The following is a 15,385-nucleotide window of genomic DNA, read 5'->3' as shown; positions in this document are numbered from 1 at the left end:
AGGTGCCGCGTTCATCGTACAGGGACGAAGACGGGCGCAACCTGTGAAAGCGCGCACCCCCGCCCGACCCCCGACTGCGCCTCGCCCACCCCCCGGCTGTGCCCCGCCCGCCCTTCGCCCGCCCCTCGTCTGCCCCTCGACGGTCCTCGCCCGCTCACCGAGGGCTGCCGCCCGTGCCCAGCCAGCCGGCCAGCTTGCCGCCGTGGCCGACCGCGCGCAGCCGCGCCTCGGCGGCGTCCCGGACCGGGTCGGTGGCGACCACGAGGAGTTCGTCCCCGCGCCGCAGCCCCGTCGTCGGCAGCGGTACGAACGACTTGCCGTCGCGGACGACCAGGGTGACCGCGGACCCGGCGGGCAGCCGCAGCTCGCTGACCTCCACGCCGTGCATCCGCGAACCCTCGGGGATCGTGACGGACAGCAGGTGTCCGCGCAGCCGCTCCAGGGGCGCCGACTCGATGCCGAGGTCGGCGGCCTCGTCCTCCTTGCCCAGGCGCAGCTTGCGGGCCAGCCAGGGCAGCGTCGGCCCCTGGACCAGGGTGTAGACGACGACCAGGACGAAGACGATGTTGAAGATCCGGCGACTGCCGTCGACGCCCTCCACCATGGGGATGGTCGCCAGGATGATGGGCACGGCGCCGCGCAGCCCGGCCCAGGACATCAGGGTCTTCTCCTGCCACGGCACCCGGAACGGCAGCAAGCACAGCACGACGCTCAGCGGACGCGCCACCATGGTCAGCACCAGCCCGATGACCAGGGCGGGCAGGATGTCGTCGCCCAGCTCGTGCGGGGTGACCAGCAGGCCGAGCAGCACGAACATGCCGATCTGGGCGAGCCAGCCCAGCCCGTCGGCGAAGCCGCGGGTGGCGGGCCAGTGCGGCAGCCGGGCGTTGCCCATGACCATCGAGGCGAGGTAGACGGCCAGGAAGCCGCTGCCGTGGGCCATGGCGCCCGCCGCGTAGGCGGCGACGGCGATCGACATCACGGCGATGGGGTAGAGGCCGGAGGCGGGCAGCGCCACGTGCCTCAGCCCCAGTGACCCGAGCCAGCCCACCGCGAGTCCGACGGCGGCGCCGATGGCCAGCTCCAGGGCGATCTCGCCCAGCAGCACGTACCAGTGCTCGATCGGGCCGGCCGTCGAGAAGGCGACGACCAGGATGACCACCGGGGCGTCGTTGAAGCCGGACTCGGCCTCCAGGGTGCCCGTTATCCGCGCGGGCAGCGGAATTCTGCGCAGCACCGAGAACACGGCCGCCGCGTCCGTGGAGGACACCACCGCACCGACGATCAGCGCCTGCCGCCACTCCAGCCCGGTCAGGTAGTGCGCGCCCGCCGCGGTCACGCCGACGCTCACCGCGACCCCGGCCAGGGCGAGGGCCGAGGCCGACGGCAGAACCGGTTTGACCTCCGTCCACTTCGTGCCGAGACCGCCCTCGGCCAGGATCACGACCAGGGCCGCGTATCCGATGACCTGGGTCAGTTCGGCGTTGTCGAAGTGGATGTCGCCGATGCCGTCCTGGCCCATGGCGACGCCGATGGCCAGGTAGACGAGCAGGCTGGGGAGCCCGCTGCGCGAGGAGATCCGGACCGCCGCGACGGCGATGAGCAGGACGAGCGAGCAGACGAGCAGGAGCTGGTTGAGGTGGTGGACAGTCAGCGGCCGTTCCCTTCCCTGACGCACAGCACGGGCTCACGGGGCATGTACGGAGACGTACACGAAACCGCAGTGCTCTGCGAACAACTACTTCGTTACCTTACCTAACTCTTGACGAGTTCTTGACGTTCACCTTGGCAGGATCGAACGTCCGTGCGCGCCAGTACCCGACTCCGCGTCAAGGGAGAGCCGGGCCTGCGCCTACAGTTGCTCCAGCGCTCGGTCGCTCAGTACGAAGCACAGCCCGCCCCTGCCGCTCGTGTTAGGACAGCAAGGACAGCGATGCCCCCCACCACCACCGCCTCCACGGGTCAGCAGCCCGGCACGTCCGGCAGGAAGAAGGGGAAGAAGGGGCGCAAAGGCCGCCTGATCGTCCTCGTGCTGGTCCTGGCCGTCATCGGCGGCCTCGTGTACGGCGGGTACTGGTCCGTCAGCACAGTCCGCGCGTCCTTCCCGCAGACCACGGGCTCGATCACGCTCAAGGGCCTGTCCGGCCCGGTCGACGTCAAGCGCGACGGTTACGGCATCCCGCAGATCTACGCGTCCTCCGAGGAGGACCTGTTCATGGCGCAGGGCTACGTCCAGGCGCAGGACAGGTTCTACGAGATGGACGTGCGCCGTCACATGACCGCCGGGCGCCTGTCGGAGATGTTCGGCAAGAGCCAGGTGGACAACGACGAGTTCCTGCGCACGCTGGGCTGGCACCGGGTGGCGAAGAAGGAGTACGACGAGAAGCTGTCGGACTCCACCAAGAAGTACCTCCAGGCCTACTCGAAGGGCGTCAACGCCTACCTGGAGGGCAAGGACGGGGAGGAGATCTCCCTGGAGTACGCCGCCCTGGGCTTCACCAACGACTACAAGCCCCAGGAGTGGACCCCGGTCGACTCGGTGGCCTGGCTGAAGGCGATGGCCTGGGACCTGCGCGGCAACATGCAGGACGAGGTCGACCGCGCCCTGATGACCAGCCGCCTGGGCCCCGAGCAGATCGCCGACCTGTACCCGGAGTACCCCTACGACCGGAACAAGGCGATCGTCCAGGAGGGCGAGTACGACGAGCTCTCCGAGACGTTCGAGGGCGGCGGCCCGTCCGGCGGCGACGAAGGCACGGGCACCGGTACGGGTACGGGTACCGGCACGGGTACGGGCACCGGAAACGGCATCGGAACGGGCACGGGCACCGGCAGCGCCCTCCAGAGCCAGCTCTCCGGCCTCCAGGACGTCCTGGACGACCTGCCCACCGCCGTCGGCGTGAACGGCAACGGCATCGGCTCCAACTCCTGGGTCGTCTCCGGCAAGCACACCATCACGGGCAAGCCCCTGCTCGCCAACGACCCGCACCTGTCGCCGTCGCTGCCGTCCGTCTGGTACCAGATGGGCCTGCACTGCCGCACCGTCTCCGACAAGTGCCGCTACGACGTCGCGGGCTACACCTTCGCCGGCATGCCCGGCGTGGTCATCGGCCACAACCAGGAGATCGCCTGGGGCCTGACCAACTCCGGCGTCGACGTCACCGACCTCTACCTGGAGAAGATCACCGGAGACGGTTACCAGTACGACGGCAAGGTGGTCCCCTTCGAGACCCGCGAGGAGACCATCAAGGTCGCCGGCGGCGAGTCCAAGAAGATCGTGGTCCGCGAGACCAACAACGGCCCCCTGCTCTCCGACCGCGACGACGAGCTGGTGAAGGTCGGCAAGAAGGCCACCGTCGAGACCGCCGCCCCCGACCGCGGCGACGGCTACGGCGTCGCCCTGCGGTGGACGGCGCTGGAGGCGGGCACCACCATGGACGCCGTCTTCGCGATGGACCGGGCGCGGAACTGGGACGACTTCCGCGAGGCCGCCGCCCTGTTCGACGTCCCCTCGCAGAACCTGGTCTACGCCGACAGCGAGCACATCGGCTACACGCTGCCCGGCAGGATCCCGGTGCGCGCCGAGGGCCACGACGGCTCGGTCCCGGCCCCGGGCTGGGACCCCGACTACCGCTGGACCGGCGAGTACATCGACGACGACGAGCTGCCGTACGAGTACGACCCGGAGCGCGGCTACATCGTGACCGCCAACCAGGCCGTCGTCGGCGAGGACTACCCGTACACGCTGACCACGGACTGGGGCTATGGCACCCGCAGTCAGCGGATCACCTCCCTGATCGAGCAGAAGATCAAGGACGGCGGCAAGATCTCCACCGACGACATGCGCCAGATGCAGCTGGACAACAGCAGCGAGATCGCCAAGCTGCTCGTGCCCCAGCTGCTGAAGATCGACGTCGGGGACAAGGACGTCCGCGAGGCGCAGAAGCTGCTGGAGGGCTGGGACTACACCCAGGACGCCGACTCGGCGGCCGCCGCCTACTTCAACGCCGTGTGGCGCAACATCCTCAAGCTCGCCTTCGGCAACAAGCTGCCCAAGGAGCTGCGCGTCGAGGGCCAGTGCCTGTGGGTCGACCCGGTCAACACCACGGGCCCGGCGGACGAGACCAACAAGGTCCGCGAGTGCGGTCAGCGCGATGCCGGCCAGGCGCAGCCGGACGGCGGCGACCGCTGGTTCGAGGTCGTGCGGCAGCTGATGGACAAGCCGAAGAGCGACTGGTGGACGACGCCCGCGAGCGGCACCCGCAAGGGCGCGGACCACAACCGCGACGACCTGTTCAAGCGCGCCATGGTCGACGCCCGCTGGGAGCTGACCGCCAAGCTCGGCAAGGACATCGACACCTGGAACTGGGGCCGGCTGCACCGCCTGTTCCTGAAGAACCAGACCCTGGGCACCGAGGGCCCCGGCTTCCTGAAGTACGCCCTCAACCGCGGCCCGTGGAAGCTCAGCGGCGGCGAGGCCGCGGTCAACGCCGCCGGCTGGAACGCGGCGGGCGGCTACGGGGTGGTGTGGGTGCCGTCCATGCGGATGGTCGTCAACCTCGGCGACCTCGACAAGTCGCGCTGGATCAACCTCACCGGCGCCTCCGGCCACGCCTACAGCGCGCACTACACCGACCAGACCGACAAATGGGCCGAGGGCGAACTGCTGCCGTGGGCCTTCACCGAGAAGGCGGTCGACGAGAGCACGAGCGACAAGCTGGTGCTCGAGCCGTAGCCCCACCGTCGACGAAAACGGCCGCCACGCGCGCGTGGCGGCCGTTTCACATGTCCGCGCCCGCGGTCGTTCCCCCGCGCGGTCAGCGGAAGCGGCGCACCCCCGTCGGCGTCACCACCGCGTCCACCGGCCGGTCGTGCGGTTCCTCGGGGAGGTCCTGCCGCACGACCTCCGGGTCGTACAGCAGCACCAGCAGCGCGGGACGCGCGCCCGCCCGCTCCAGGCGCGCCAGGACCCGGTCGTACGAGCCGCCGCCGCGTCCCAGCCGCACGCCGCGCCCGTCGACCGCCAGACCCGGCAGCAGCACCACGTCCGCCGCCGTGACGGCGTCCGGCCCCAGGCGCTCACCGGCGGGCTCGGACAGGGTCATCCGCCCGCCGTGCCGCACGCGCGTGAGAGATCCCTCACCGGTGTACTCGCCCCAGTCCAGATCGTTGTCGGGCAGCAGGGCGGGCAGCAGGACGCGCACACCCCGCGCGCGCAGCGCGTCCAGCAGCGCGAGGGTCCCCGGCTCGGCGCCCACCGAGACGTACGCCGCAACGGCGTGCGCCCGCGCGATCTCCGGCATCGCGAGCGCCCGCCCGGCCAGGGTGTCCGCCGCTTCCCGCACGTCGTCCGCCGACAGCGCGTTCCGCGCCGCGAGGAAACCCCGCCGCAGGCTCCGCTTGTCGGGCTCGGCCGAGGGCGCGTGGTGACTCATGGACCGCTCCTGTAACGTCTAGGATGCTCATATGAGCATCCGGTATCCGGAGTCACAGATTCTCCCCATAGGTACCGGATATGGTGGCGCGCATGACTCAGTCCCACCCCAGGATCAGCAAGGCTGTCATCCCAGCAGCCGGACTCGGCACCCGGTTCCTGCCGGCCACGAAAGCCACTCCCAAGGAGATGCTGCCGGTCGTCGACAAGCCGGCGATCCAGTACGTGGTCGAGGAGGCCGTGTCCGCCGGCCTCGGTGACGTCCTCATGGTCACGGGCCGCAACAAGCGCCCCCTGGAGGACCACTTCGACCGCAACTACGAGCTCGAGTCCGCCCTCCAGAAGAAGGGTGACGCGAGCCGGCTGGCGAAGGTCCAGGAATCCAGCGACCTCGCCATGATCCACTACGTCCGCCAGGGCGACCCCAAGGGCCTCGGCCACGCCGTGCTGTGCGCCGCGCCGCACGTCGGTGACGAGCCCTTCGCGGTCCTGCTCGGCGACGACCTGATCGACCCGCGCGATCCCCTGCTCCAGCGCATGATCGACGTCCAGGAGCAGCACGGCGGCAGCGTCATCGCCCTCATGGAGGTCGCCCCCGAGCAGATCCACCTCTACGGCTGCGCGGCCGTCGAGGCCACCGGGGACGACGACGTGGTCAAGGTGAGCGGACTGGTCGAGAAGCCCGACCCGGCCGACGCCCCCTCCAACTACGCCATCATCGGCCGCTACGTCCTCGACCCGCACGTCTTCGACATACTCCGCAAGACCGAGCCCGGCCGCGGCGGCGAGATCCAGCTGACCGACGCCCTCCAGCAGCTCGCCGAGGACGAGAAGGTCGGCGGTCCCGTGCACGGCGTCGTCTTCAAGGGCCGCCGCTATGACACCGGCGACCGCGGCGACTATCTGCGTGCCATCGTCCGACTCGCGTGCGAACGTGAAGACCTGGGCCCGGACTTCCGGACCTGGCTTCGCAGTTACGTAGCCGAGGAGATGTAAGGACGTTGAGCAGCGCCGCGCACCGTGACACCGGCCACGACCACGCCACCGCGGACTTCGGTCCGGACCGGCTGTGGTCGGTGCAGGACCACCTGGACGACATCCTCGCGACCGTCCGGCCCCTGGAGCCCATCGAGCTGAACCTGCTCGACGCCCAGGGCTGCGTCCTGGTCGACGACATCACGGTGCCGCTCTCCCTGCCGCCGTTCGACAACAGCTCCATGGACGGTTACGCGGTGCGGGTCGCCGACGTCGCGGGCGCGAGCGAGGAGTTCCCCGCCGTCCTGGAGGTCGTCGGGGACGTCGCCGCCGGCCAGGCCGACCCGCCGGCCGTGGGCCCCGGCCGGGCCGCCCGCATCATGACCGGCGCCCCGCTCCCGCCCGGCGCCGAGACGGTCGTCCCCGTCGAGTGGACCGACGGGGGGCTCGGCGAGGGCGCGGTGGCCGGGATGCGCGCCCGCAGCCTGTCCCCGGAGGGCGCCGAGGGCCAGGTGCACGTGTACCGCCCGGCCGCGGCGCGCGCCCACGTGCGCGCCAAGGGCAGCGACGTCGCCGCCGGTGACCGCGCCCTGGAGGCCGGCACGGTCCTCGGCCCGCCGCAGATCGCCCTGCTCGCCGCGATCGGCCGCGGCAGGGTCCGGGTGCGCCCGCGCCCGCGCGTGGTGGTGCTCTCCACCGGCAGCGAACTCGTCCAGCCCGACGAGGAACTGTCCCCCGGTCAGATCTACGACTCCAACAGCTTCGCCCTCACCGCCGCCGCCCGCGACGCCGGCGCCATCGCCTACCGCGTGGGCGCCGTCGCCGACGACGCGGAGACCCTGCGGTCCACCATCGAGGACCAGTTGGTGCGCGCCGACCTCATGGTCACCACCGGGGGCGTGAGCGTCGGGGCGTACGACGTCGTCAAGGAGGCGCTGGCGCACGTCGCCGACGAGGACGAGCCGGGCGGCGGCGTGGACTTCCGCAAGCTCGCCATGCAGCCCGGCAAGCCCCAGGGCTTCGGCTCCATCGGCCCCGACCACACCCCGCTGCTCGCCCTGCCGGGCAACCCGGTGTCGTCGTACGTCTCCTTCGAGCTGTTCGTCCGCCCCGCGATCCGCACCCTCATGGGGCTCGCCGACCTCCACCGCCCGACGGTCACCGCGTCCCTGGCCGCGGACAAGACGCTGACCTCGCCGAAGGGCCGCCGCCAGTTCCTGCGCGCCACGTACGCCGACGGCAGTGTCACCCCGGTCGGCGGGTCGGGCTCCCACCTCGTGGCCGCCCTCGCGCACGCCGACGCGCTGATCGTCGTCCCCGAGGACACCGAGTCCGTCGAGCCCGGCGCCGAGGTCGACGTGGTCCTGCTCGGCTGACCACCCCTCGTTGGCGGTACCGTGTCGCGCACAGCAGGCCCGCGCGCCGCGCCGGGCCCGGACCGGGAGCGCCACACGAGCATGAGTACGCAGGACCGACCCCCGCACGACGGCCAGGCAGCGCACGACGACCGGGCAGCGCGGGCCCCGCAGGACCGGCTGACGCACATCGACGAGGCGGGCGCCGCCCGCATGGTCGACGTGTCCGCCAAGGACGTGACCGCCCGCACCGCCCGCGCCAGCGGCCGTGTCCTCGTCGCCCCCCGCGTCGTCGAGCTGCTGCGCGGCGAGGGAGTCCCCAAGGGCGACGCCCTCGCCACCGCACGCATCGCGGGCATCATGGGCGCCAAACGCACCCCGGACCTGATCCCGCTGTGCCACCCGTTGTCGGTCTCCGGTGTGAAACTGGACCTGTCGGTCGCGGACGACGCCGTGGAGATCACCGCCACGGTGAGGACGACGGATCGCACGGGCGTCGAGATGGAGGCGCTCACCGCCGTCTCCGTCGCCGCGCTCACCGTGGTCGACATGGTGAAGGCGGTCGACAAGGGAGCGGTCATCACGGACGTGCGGGTGGAGGAGAAGACGGGCGGCAAGTCGGGCCACTGGAGCCGGTCATGACACTGGACGCGTCGGCCGGCGGCGCCCTCGCGGCCCCGTACAGCGCCCTGGTGGTCACGGCCTCCAACCGGGCCGCCGCCGGGGTCTACGAGGACAAGGGCGGCCCGCTGATCGCCGAGGGCCTGCGCCGCTTCGGCTTCGCGGTGGACGGCCCGCGGGTCGTCCCGGACGGCGACCCGGTGGAGGCGGCCCTGCGCGCGGGAGCCGAGGCGGGCTACGACGTGATCGTCACGACCGGCGGCACCGGGATCTCACCCACCGACCGCACTCCCGAGGCCACGCGGGCGGTGATCGACTACGAGGTCCCGGGCATCGCGGAGGCGGTCCGGGCGTACGGCCGGGACAAGGTGCCGACCGCGGTGCTCTCCCGGGGCATGGCCGGGGTGGCGGGCCGCACGCTGATCGTCAACCTGCCGGGCTCCTCCGGCGGTGTGAGGGACGGCCTGGCCGTGCTGGAGCCGCTGCTGACCCACGCCGTGGACCAGCTCCGCGGCGGTGACCATCCCAGAAGCGCCAGTGGTGGGGGTGCGAGCTGAACAGCCCGTCCTGGCCCGTGGAGCTGGTGGACGGCGACATCGTCCTCAGGCCGATAAGGATGCGCGACCAGCGGGCCTGGCGCGAGGTCAACCGGCGCAACCGCGACTGGCTGCGGCCCTGGGAGGCGACCATCCCGCCACCCACCCCGGCCGGCCCGCTCGCGCACCGGCCGACCTACCGCCAGATGGTGCGGCACCTGCGCTCCGAGGCGGGCGCGGGCCGGATGATGCCGTTCGTCATCGAGTACCAGGGCCGGCTGGCCGGGCAGCTGACGGTGGCCGGCATCACCTGGGGCTCGATGTGCTCCGGGCACGTCGGTTACTGGGTGGACGAGTCGGTGGCGGGCCGGGGGGTGATGCCGACGGCCGTGGCGATGGTGGTGGACCACTGTTTCCGCACCGTCGGACTGCACCGCGTCGAGGTCTGCATTCGCCCCGAGAACGTGCCCAGCCGCCGGGTCGTGGAGAAACTCGGATTCCGGGAGGAGGGCCTGAGGCCGCGTTATCTCCACATCGACGGAGCATGGCGCGACCACCTGGTCTTCGCGCTCACCGCGGAAGAGGTCCCCGAAGGCCTGCTGCGACGCTGGCACCGGTCACGGGACCGGTCCACGCGGAACACCGGGAATTGAATAAACGTTCGAAATTGATCGGGTCGTGACCGTGCCTGCGACCGTACCGAAACGGAAAAATACCCGGCTGAGGCAGTGTGTTGATCGCATCGATCACAAGAAAAGTTCGAAATATCAGCCAGATCGTGCGACACACCGGCTCAATTGGCGGATGGCCTCAGGCAAACCCCTCTACCGTGTGAGGCGTGAGCAGCAGCGGCCTCATCTACGCAGTCATCGTCGGGGCCTGGGCCGCCTACTTGGTGCCGATGTGGCTCCGTAGGCAGGACGAGCTGAACGAGGCCCGTCCGACGGAACGCTTCAGCACCGCCATCCGGCTGCTGTCCGGACGGGCGGGCATGGAGCGCCGGTACGCCAAGGACCTGCGGTCGCGCTCCGCCGACGAGGCGGGGCCCGACGCCGACGCCCCGGACGCCGTCACCGACTCGGTGGACGTCCGGGCCTTCGCCGTGTCCAGAACCCGACGGCTCCCCCGGCCCGTGGCCGACGGACACGCACCCGGCCCCGGACGCGGGCAGGCCGCGGAGGCCGGACCGTCTCCCGAGGCCGCGCGAGTCCCGCAGGCCCGGCGCGCCCCCGTCTCCCCCAGTGCCGCGGCCCGCGCCCGGCGCAGCAAGGTACTCGCGCGCCGTCGGCGTACGACCGTGGTCCTCTTCCTGGCCTTCACGCTCGGCTCGGTCGTCGCCGCCGTCGGCGGACTCGCCTTCCTGTGGGCTCCCGGAGTCCCCGCGGTGCTGCTCAGCGCCTACATCGCCTACCTGCGCACGCAGGAACGCCGCCGGTTCGCGTTCCAGATGGACCGCCGTCAGGCCGAGGTCGCCGCGCAGCGGCTGCGGGACCGCGACCGCCGCCCGCGCAGGCGCACGCCCGCCGACCCCGCCGACACCGTCGACGACCCCGACGCGGAGGAGCCCGACGAGGGACCCGAGGCGGCGTCCGACCCCGGCCTGTCGGCCCTCGCCGCGGACCGGCGCGCCCTGGTCGAGCAGACCGACCACGCCGAGTGGGTCGACCAGCAGCGCGAACGCCGGCGGCGGCCGCAGGGCGACAGCTGGGACCCGGTGCCGGTGCCCCTGCCGACCTATGTGACCGCGCCCGTCGCCCCCCGCGCCACCTCCGACGTGGACCTGGGGTCCCCGGACGCCTGGAGTTCGGCACGCTCCAGCGCCGTCGCCCCCCACCGGGAGGACACGGCGGCCGCCCCGGCACCGGACCGCCCCGCCGATCGCGCGGAGGGCCGGGCGGAGGGCCGGGCGGAGGACCGCCCGGAAGCCCCCGCCCGCAGCGGCGCCCGCCGTGCCGCCTCCGCCCGCCGCGCCCGCGAACGCGGCCGGACCCCGCTCTTCGACCAGTACGAGGACGGCGACCGCCCCCGCGCGGCCAACGAGTAGCCCCTGCCGAGGCCCGCCCGCCCGGGTGCCCTGGAAGCGATTTTTGAGCAGGCCGGTCGGGGTGCTAAAGTTTCACTCGTTGCAAGGGCCTGTGGCGCAGTCCGGTAGCGCACCTCGTTCGCATCGAGGGGGCCAGGGGTTCAAATCCCCTCAGGTCCACGCACATTGACGAAGGTCCCGTTCGATCATCACGATCGAACGGGACCTTCGCCGTTTCCCTGACTCGCACCGCACGGGGACGGTTTGTAAGGCCGAGATAAATCCGTGACCGGACAGCGCGCAACCTTCACCGTTACCAGCGGGTCACCTGTGCACGGCGTCACAGCAGTGGCGCCTGATTGTCGTCTGGGAACGGAAGAGAACATGAGAGACAGCTCCCTGCGCTCGCCGTGGAGACGCGCGGCCGTGGCCGGGGTGGCCGCCGCCGGACTCGCCACGGCCTCGCTGACCGGTGTCGCCCAAGCCGAGGAGGGTCAGGCCCCCCTTCCCGTCACCATCACCGGACCGGACAGGGTGGACCTGGCCCTGGACGGGGCCGAGGACGAGCCCGGGGAGCCGCAGATCTACCTCGGTCTCACCGGCCCCGGCGAGTACGACCCGGACAGCGGCAAGGACCCCGAGCCGGTCCCCAACGACGGCTACACCGTCACCATCGACGCCACCGCCCTCAAGGGCTTCGCCGACGTCGAACTGCCGCGGTCCTGCGAGGCGGAGGGCCTGACCGCGGTCTGCCACGAGAGCAGCCTCTACCCGGGCGACGTGTACAACCCGAGCTGGAGCGTCCGCCTCGACCTGAAGGACACCGCCGGGGCCGGCGACTTCGGGAAGATCAAGGTCACCGGCGAGGGCGCGGGCCTGGAGTTCAACGAGCACACCATCGATGTCCTGGTCGGCGGGCCGGAGCTGCTGAAGAAGAAGCTCCCCGCCCTGCCCGAGGGCTTCGCCGCCGGGGACACCTACAACGCCCCGCTCGGCTTCCGCAACGTCGGCAGCATGTCCGCCGACGGCGTCGTCCTGCGCTTCGGCGGCTCGCGCGGCCTGTCCTTCCCCGACACGTACGACAACTGCTCGTACGCGGAGGAGGACAAGGACGACCTGATCCGCTACCAGAAGGTCGCCCTGTGCACCTTCGAGGGCGAGTTCCTGCCCGGCACGTCCTACGAGCTGAGCGAGCCGGTCAAGGTGAAGACCGCCGGCTTCGCGCTCCACGACATCTTCCACTACGGCTTCGACGCGGTCGGCGCCAAGGAGGCCGGCGCGCTGCGCGCGGGCGCCGCCTACCGTCAGGGCACGGGCGAGACGCTCACCCTGAAGCCGGTCGAGGGCGGCGGCAGCGGCGACTACGCCAAGGACGCCGAGATCGACCTGCCCACGCGGAACACCTTCGACCTCGACCTCACCGGCGCGCGGGTCGCGGGCGAGCAGGGGGAGACGGTCAAGGTCGACATCGGCCTGAGCAACCACGGGCCCGCCTGGATCGGCGCCCTGCGCTCCGGCGGTGAGCCGCTGAGCTTCACCGTGCGGATCCCGGAGGGCGCGAGCGTCGTCGACAGCCCCTGCCGGCCGGTGAACGACGCCACCCCGTCCGAGTACCTCTGCTTCGCCGACACGCCCTTCCTGGAGGACGACCGGCGCACCTACGGCTTCCAGCTGCGGATCGACGAGGTCGTCGAGGGCGCCAAGGGCAAGATCGCCCTGCCCGAGTACGACAACCCCTGGGAGGGCGACCCGTCCAACGACGCCGGCTGGATCGTGCTGAACGGCACCGGCGACGAGGAGACCCCCGGTGACACCGGAGGCGCCACGGGCGGCACCGGCACCACCGGCGGCTCGGACACCACGGGCGGCACCGGTTCGGACGGCGGAACGTCCACCGGCTCCACCGGCTCCACCGGCTCCACGGGCTCCACCGGGGCGACCGGCTCCACCGGCGGCACGGGCGGCGGCGAGTCCCCCCAGGGCGGCAGCGACGACGACGGCGGCCTGCTGGCCTCGACCGGCTCCACGGCCCTCTTGGCCTCGGCCGGCGCCGCGCTGGCGCTCGCGGCGGGCGGCGTGCTGTTCGCCGTCTCGCGACGGCGCCGGAGCGAAGGCGCCGCCTGACGGTCGCCCCAGGGGCCTACGGGACCTGCGGAGCCGGAGTCCGAAGAGCCTTCGCGTAGCAGAGGCTCTCCTCGTGGAACCGGTAGTAGCCGAACTTCCCGCACGGCTCGTAGCCGCTGGACGTGTACAGGGCCACCGCCTCCGGCTGCTTGGTCCCGGTCTCCAGCACCATGCGGGCCCGGCCCGCCGCACGGGCGTCCTCCTCCAGGGCCGCCAGGATGCGGCGGGCCAGCCCGCGGCCGCGCACCTGTTCGATGACGAACATCCGCTTGAGCTCGGCGTCCCCGTCGAGGTTGCCCTCGTCGTTGGCGTCCTGGCTGCGCCAGCCGCCGGAGGCGACCGGGACGTCGTTCTCGTCGTACGCGATCAGGTAGAGGCCGTTCGGCGGCGCGAAGTCCGACGCGGCCAGCTCGGTGGCGTCGCCGCCGTCGCCGTAGCGGACGTGGTACTCGGCCTGGACCTCGTCGTTGAGCTTCAGGGCGTCGGGGTGGTCGAAGGGCACCCGGCGTATGTTCATGCTACCTACCGTATATCGATGCGGGATCCGGGATCGGGGCACCGTCCAGTGTGCCGGTATCGTGCCCTGGTGCTCACCGTGACCTCCGTGAATGTGAACGGTCTGCGTGCCGCCGCGAAGAAGGGCTTCGTGGAGTGGCTCGCGGACACCTCCGCCGACGTGCTGTGCCTCCAGGAGGTGCGGGCCGAGCCCCAGCAGCTGCCCGAACACGTCCGCACCCCCGACGGCTGGCACGTCACGCACGCCCCCGCCGCCGCCAAGGGCCGGGCCGGCGTCTCGCTCTACACCCGTCGCGAGCCCGACCGCGTCCAGGTCGGCTTCGGCTCGACGGAGTTCGACACCAGCGGCCGCTACGTCGAGGCCGACCTGCCCGGTGTGACGGTCGCCTCCCTCTACCTCCCCTCCGGCGAGGTCGGCACCGAGCGCCAGGACGAGAAGCTCCGCTTCATGGGCGAGTTCCTGACCTATCTCAAGGAACTGCGCGAGCGCGCCGCCGCCGACGGCCGCGAGGTCGTCGTCTGCGGCGACTGGAACATCGCCCACCACGAGGCCGACCTGAAGAACTGGCGCGCCAACAAGAAGAACTCCGGGTTCCTGCCGGAGGAACGGGAGTGGCTGAGCCGGGTCCTGGACCCCGCCGAGGGCGGGTACGTGGATGTCGTGCGCGCCCTGCACCCGGACGTCGAGGGGCCGTACTCGTGGTGGTCGTACCGGGGGCGGGCCTTCGACAACGATTCAGGCTGGAGGATCGACTACCACCTGTCCACGCAGGGGCTGGCGGACAAGGCCGTCAAGGGGTACGTCGAGCGGGCCGCCACGCACGCCGAGCGGTGGTCGGACCACGCGCCCGTGACGGTCGTCTACGACCGCTAGGGCCTGCTCGGCGGATCATGCCGCAGACGCGGGGTCGGCACGCCCTCCCCCACTGCCTGAAGGGCGTGGGAGGTGCCCCCAGCGGCGTTGTCGTCGGTTGCCGACTCCCCCACGCTCGACTGCGCTCGCGCGGGGGGCCATCGCGTCGACGCCCTCCTCCGCCTTGCAGCTGGACGCACCAGACCCCGCTCACCTGCACTGATCAGTCTCCGCACCTTTCCTGCGACCTGATCCGCCGGGCAGGCCCTAGCCCACGGGCGGTCCTTCGTCGCCGCTCTTCTTCCGTACCCGCCGGTCCATCGCCAGGGACAGTTCCGCCTCCACCACGCTGCGGGCGAGCGGGCGCAGGCGGTCGAGTTGTTCGTCGGGGGCGTGGCGGAGGATCAGGTCGGCGAAGAGGTCGGCCAGGGCGTCGGCGTGTTCGCGGACGCGGGCGCCGGCCTGGAGGACCTCGCCGAGGGGGATGCCCTCGCGGACCAGGGCGGAGGAGACCTCCAGCAGGCGGTGGCTTATGTGGACGATCTCGTCGCCGTCGGTGCCGACGTAGCCGAGGTCCATGGCGGCGGCCAGGTTCTCGGGGGTGACCTGGCCTTCGAAGCGGGCGGCGAGTTCCTCGGGGGTGAGGCGGACCGGGGTCTCCTCGGTGGGTTCGCCGTAGCCGAGCAGGTCGCCGACGTCGCGTCCGTGGTCGAAGGCGTCGGCGAGTTCCGCGATGCCGCTGAGGGTGTGGCCGCGTTCCAGGAGGGCGGCGATGGTGCGCAGGCGGGCCAGGTGGTGGTCGTCGTACCAGGCGATGCGGCCCTCGCGGCGGGGCGGCGGGATCAGTCTGCGTTCGCGGTAGAAGCGCAGGGTGCGCACCGTGATGCCGGCCAGCCGGGCCAGTTCCTCCATGCGGTATTCGCGCTTCTCGGTCACGGCGTCGAGCCT

13 protein-coding genes and 1 tRNA gene are annotated in these 15,385 nt (G+C 71.8%); 10 read left to right on the top strand and 4 right to left on the bottom strand.

The annotated features are described in order from the left end of the window. Window positions 1-154 precede the first annotated feature (154 nt). Entirely contained in the window at window positions 155-1,678 is a 1,524-nt protein-coding gene (locus tag M6G08_RS34420) for a potassium/proton antiporter (protein WP_272591041.1), read from the bottom strand. Window positions 1,679-1,933: 255 nt separating this feature from the next. On the opposite strand from M6G08_RS34420, the gene M6G08_RS34415 reads away from it, so the two are divergent. Further along, window positions 1,934-4,735: a penicillin acylase family protein gene (locus tag M6G08_RS34415; protein ID WP_272591040.1), complete on the top strand. Its 2,802-nt coding sequence runs from the start codon at window positions 1,934-1,936 to the stop codon at window positions 4,733-4,735. Window positions 4,736-4,817: 82 nt separating this feature from the next. Here the strand turns inward: M6G08_RS34415 and M6G08_RS34410 are convergent, their stop codons facing one another. After that, window positions 4,818-5,435, bottom strand: a complete 618-nt coding sequence (locus tag M6G08_RS34410) for a 5-formyltetrahydrofolate cyclo-ligase (RefSeq protein WP_272591039.1) — start codon at window positions 5,433-5,435, stop codon at window positions 4,818-4,820. A 92-nt stretch (window positions 5,436-5,527) separates the two neighbouring features. Between M6G08_RS34410 and galU the strand changes: the two genes are divergently transcribed. The 8 genes from galU (at window position 5,528) to M6G08_RS34370 (ending at window position 13,068) form a co-directional block, all read left to right on the top strand. Then, window positions 5,528-6,430 carry a UTP--glucose-1-phosphate uridylyltransferase GalU gene (gene galU / locus M6G08_RS34405; protein WP_073729798.1) on the top strand — a complete coding sequence of 301 codons (903 nt, stop codon included), beginning with the start codon at window positions 5,528-5,530 and terminating at the stop codon, window positions 6,428-6,430. Window positions 6,431-6,435: 5 nt separating this feature from the next. Continuing rightward, on the top strand, window positions 6,436-7,785 hold the full coding sequence (gene glp, locus M6G08_RS34400) for a molybdotransferase-like divisome protein Glp (RefSeq protein WP_443048996.1): 1,350 nt from the start codon (window positions 6,436-6,438) through the stop codon (window positions 7,783-7,785). A gap of 81 nt (window positions 7,786-7,866) precedes the next feature. Beyond that, window positions 7,867-8,406: a cyclic pyranopterin monophosphate synthase MoaC gene (gene moaC / locus M6G08_RS34395; protein WP_272591038.1), complete on the top strand. Its 540-nt coding sequence runs from the start codon at window positions 7,867-7,869 to the stop codon at window positions 8,404-8,406. Continuing rightward, window positions 8,403-8,942: a MogA/MoaB family molybdenum cofactor biosynthesis protein gene (locus M6G08_RS34390; RefSeq protein WP_272591037.1), complete on the top strand. Its 540-nt coding sequence runs from the start codon at window positions 8,403-8,405 to the stop codon at window positions 8,940-8,942. The genes moaC and M6G08_RS34390 overlap by 4 nt, the downstream gene beginning before the upstream one ends. Window positions 8,943-8,959: 17 nt before the next feature. After that, window positions 8,960-9,574, top strand: a complete 615-nt coding sequence (locus tag M6G08_RS34385) for a GNAT family N-acetyltransferase (RefSeq protein ID WP_272591036.1) — start codon at window positions 8,960-8,962, stop codon at window positions 9,572-9,574. Window positions 9,575-9,759: 185 nt separating this feature from the next. Beyond that, window positions 9,760-10,965 (top strand): divisome protein SepX/GlpR, encoded by a 1,206-nt coding sequence (gene sepX, locus M6G08_RS34380; RefSeq protein ID WP_272591035.1) that lies wholly within the window; start codon window positions 9,760-9,762, stop codon window positions 10,963-10,965. An 85-nt stretch (window positions 10,966-11,050) separates the two neighbouring features. Next, window positions 11,051-11,124: transfer RNA gene (locus M6G08_RS34375), tRNA-Ala, on the top strand. A gap of 204 nt (window positions 11,125-11,328) precedes the next feature. Continuing rightward, a complete protein-coding gene (locus tag M6G08_RS34370; protein WP_272591034.1) occupies window positions 11,329-13,068 on the top strand; it encodes a hypothetical protein in 1,740 nt (579 codons plus the stop codon). A 16-nt stretch (window positions 13,069-13,084) separates the two neighbouring features. On the opposite strand, the gene M6G08_RS34365 is transcribed toward M6G08_RS34370, so the two are convergent. Next, entirely contained in the window at window positions 13,085-13,585 is a 501-nt protein-coding gene (locus M6G08_RS34365) for a GNAT family N-acetyltransferase (RefSeq protein WP_272591033.1), read from the bottom strand. A 69-nt stretch (window positions 13,586-13,654) separates the two neighbouring features. Between M6G08_RS34365 and M6G08_RS34360 the strand changes: the two genes are divergently transcribed. Next, a complete protein-coding gene (locus M6G08_RS34360) occupies window positions 13,655-14,458 on the top strand; it encodes an exodeoxyribonuclease III (protein ID WP_272591032.1) in 804 nt (267 codons plus the stop codon). Between the two features lie 246 nt (window positions 14,459-14,704). Here the strand turns inward: M6G08_RS34360 and M6G08_RS34355 are convergent, their stop codons facing one another. Next, entirely contained in the window at window positions 14,705-15,373 is a 669-nt protein-coding gene (locus M6G08_RS34355; protein ID WP_272591031.1) for a MerR family transcriptional regulator, read from the bottom strand. Between the last annotated feature and the right edge of the window lie 12 nt (window positions 15,374-15,385).

This window comes from Streptomyces sp. M92, assembly GCF_028473745.1.
Taxonomy (GTDB): Bacteria; Actinomycetota; Actinomycetes; order Streptomycetales; family Streptomycetaceae; genus Streptomyces.
The sequence above is the reverse complement of the archived record's forward strand: the minus strand, read 5'-3'. Positions and strand labels throughout refer to the sequence as shown.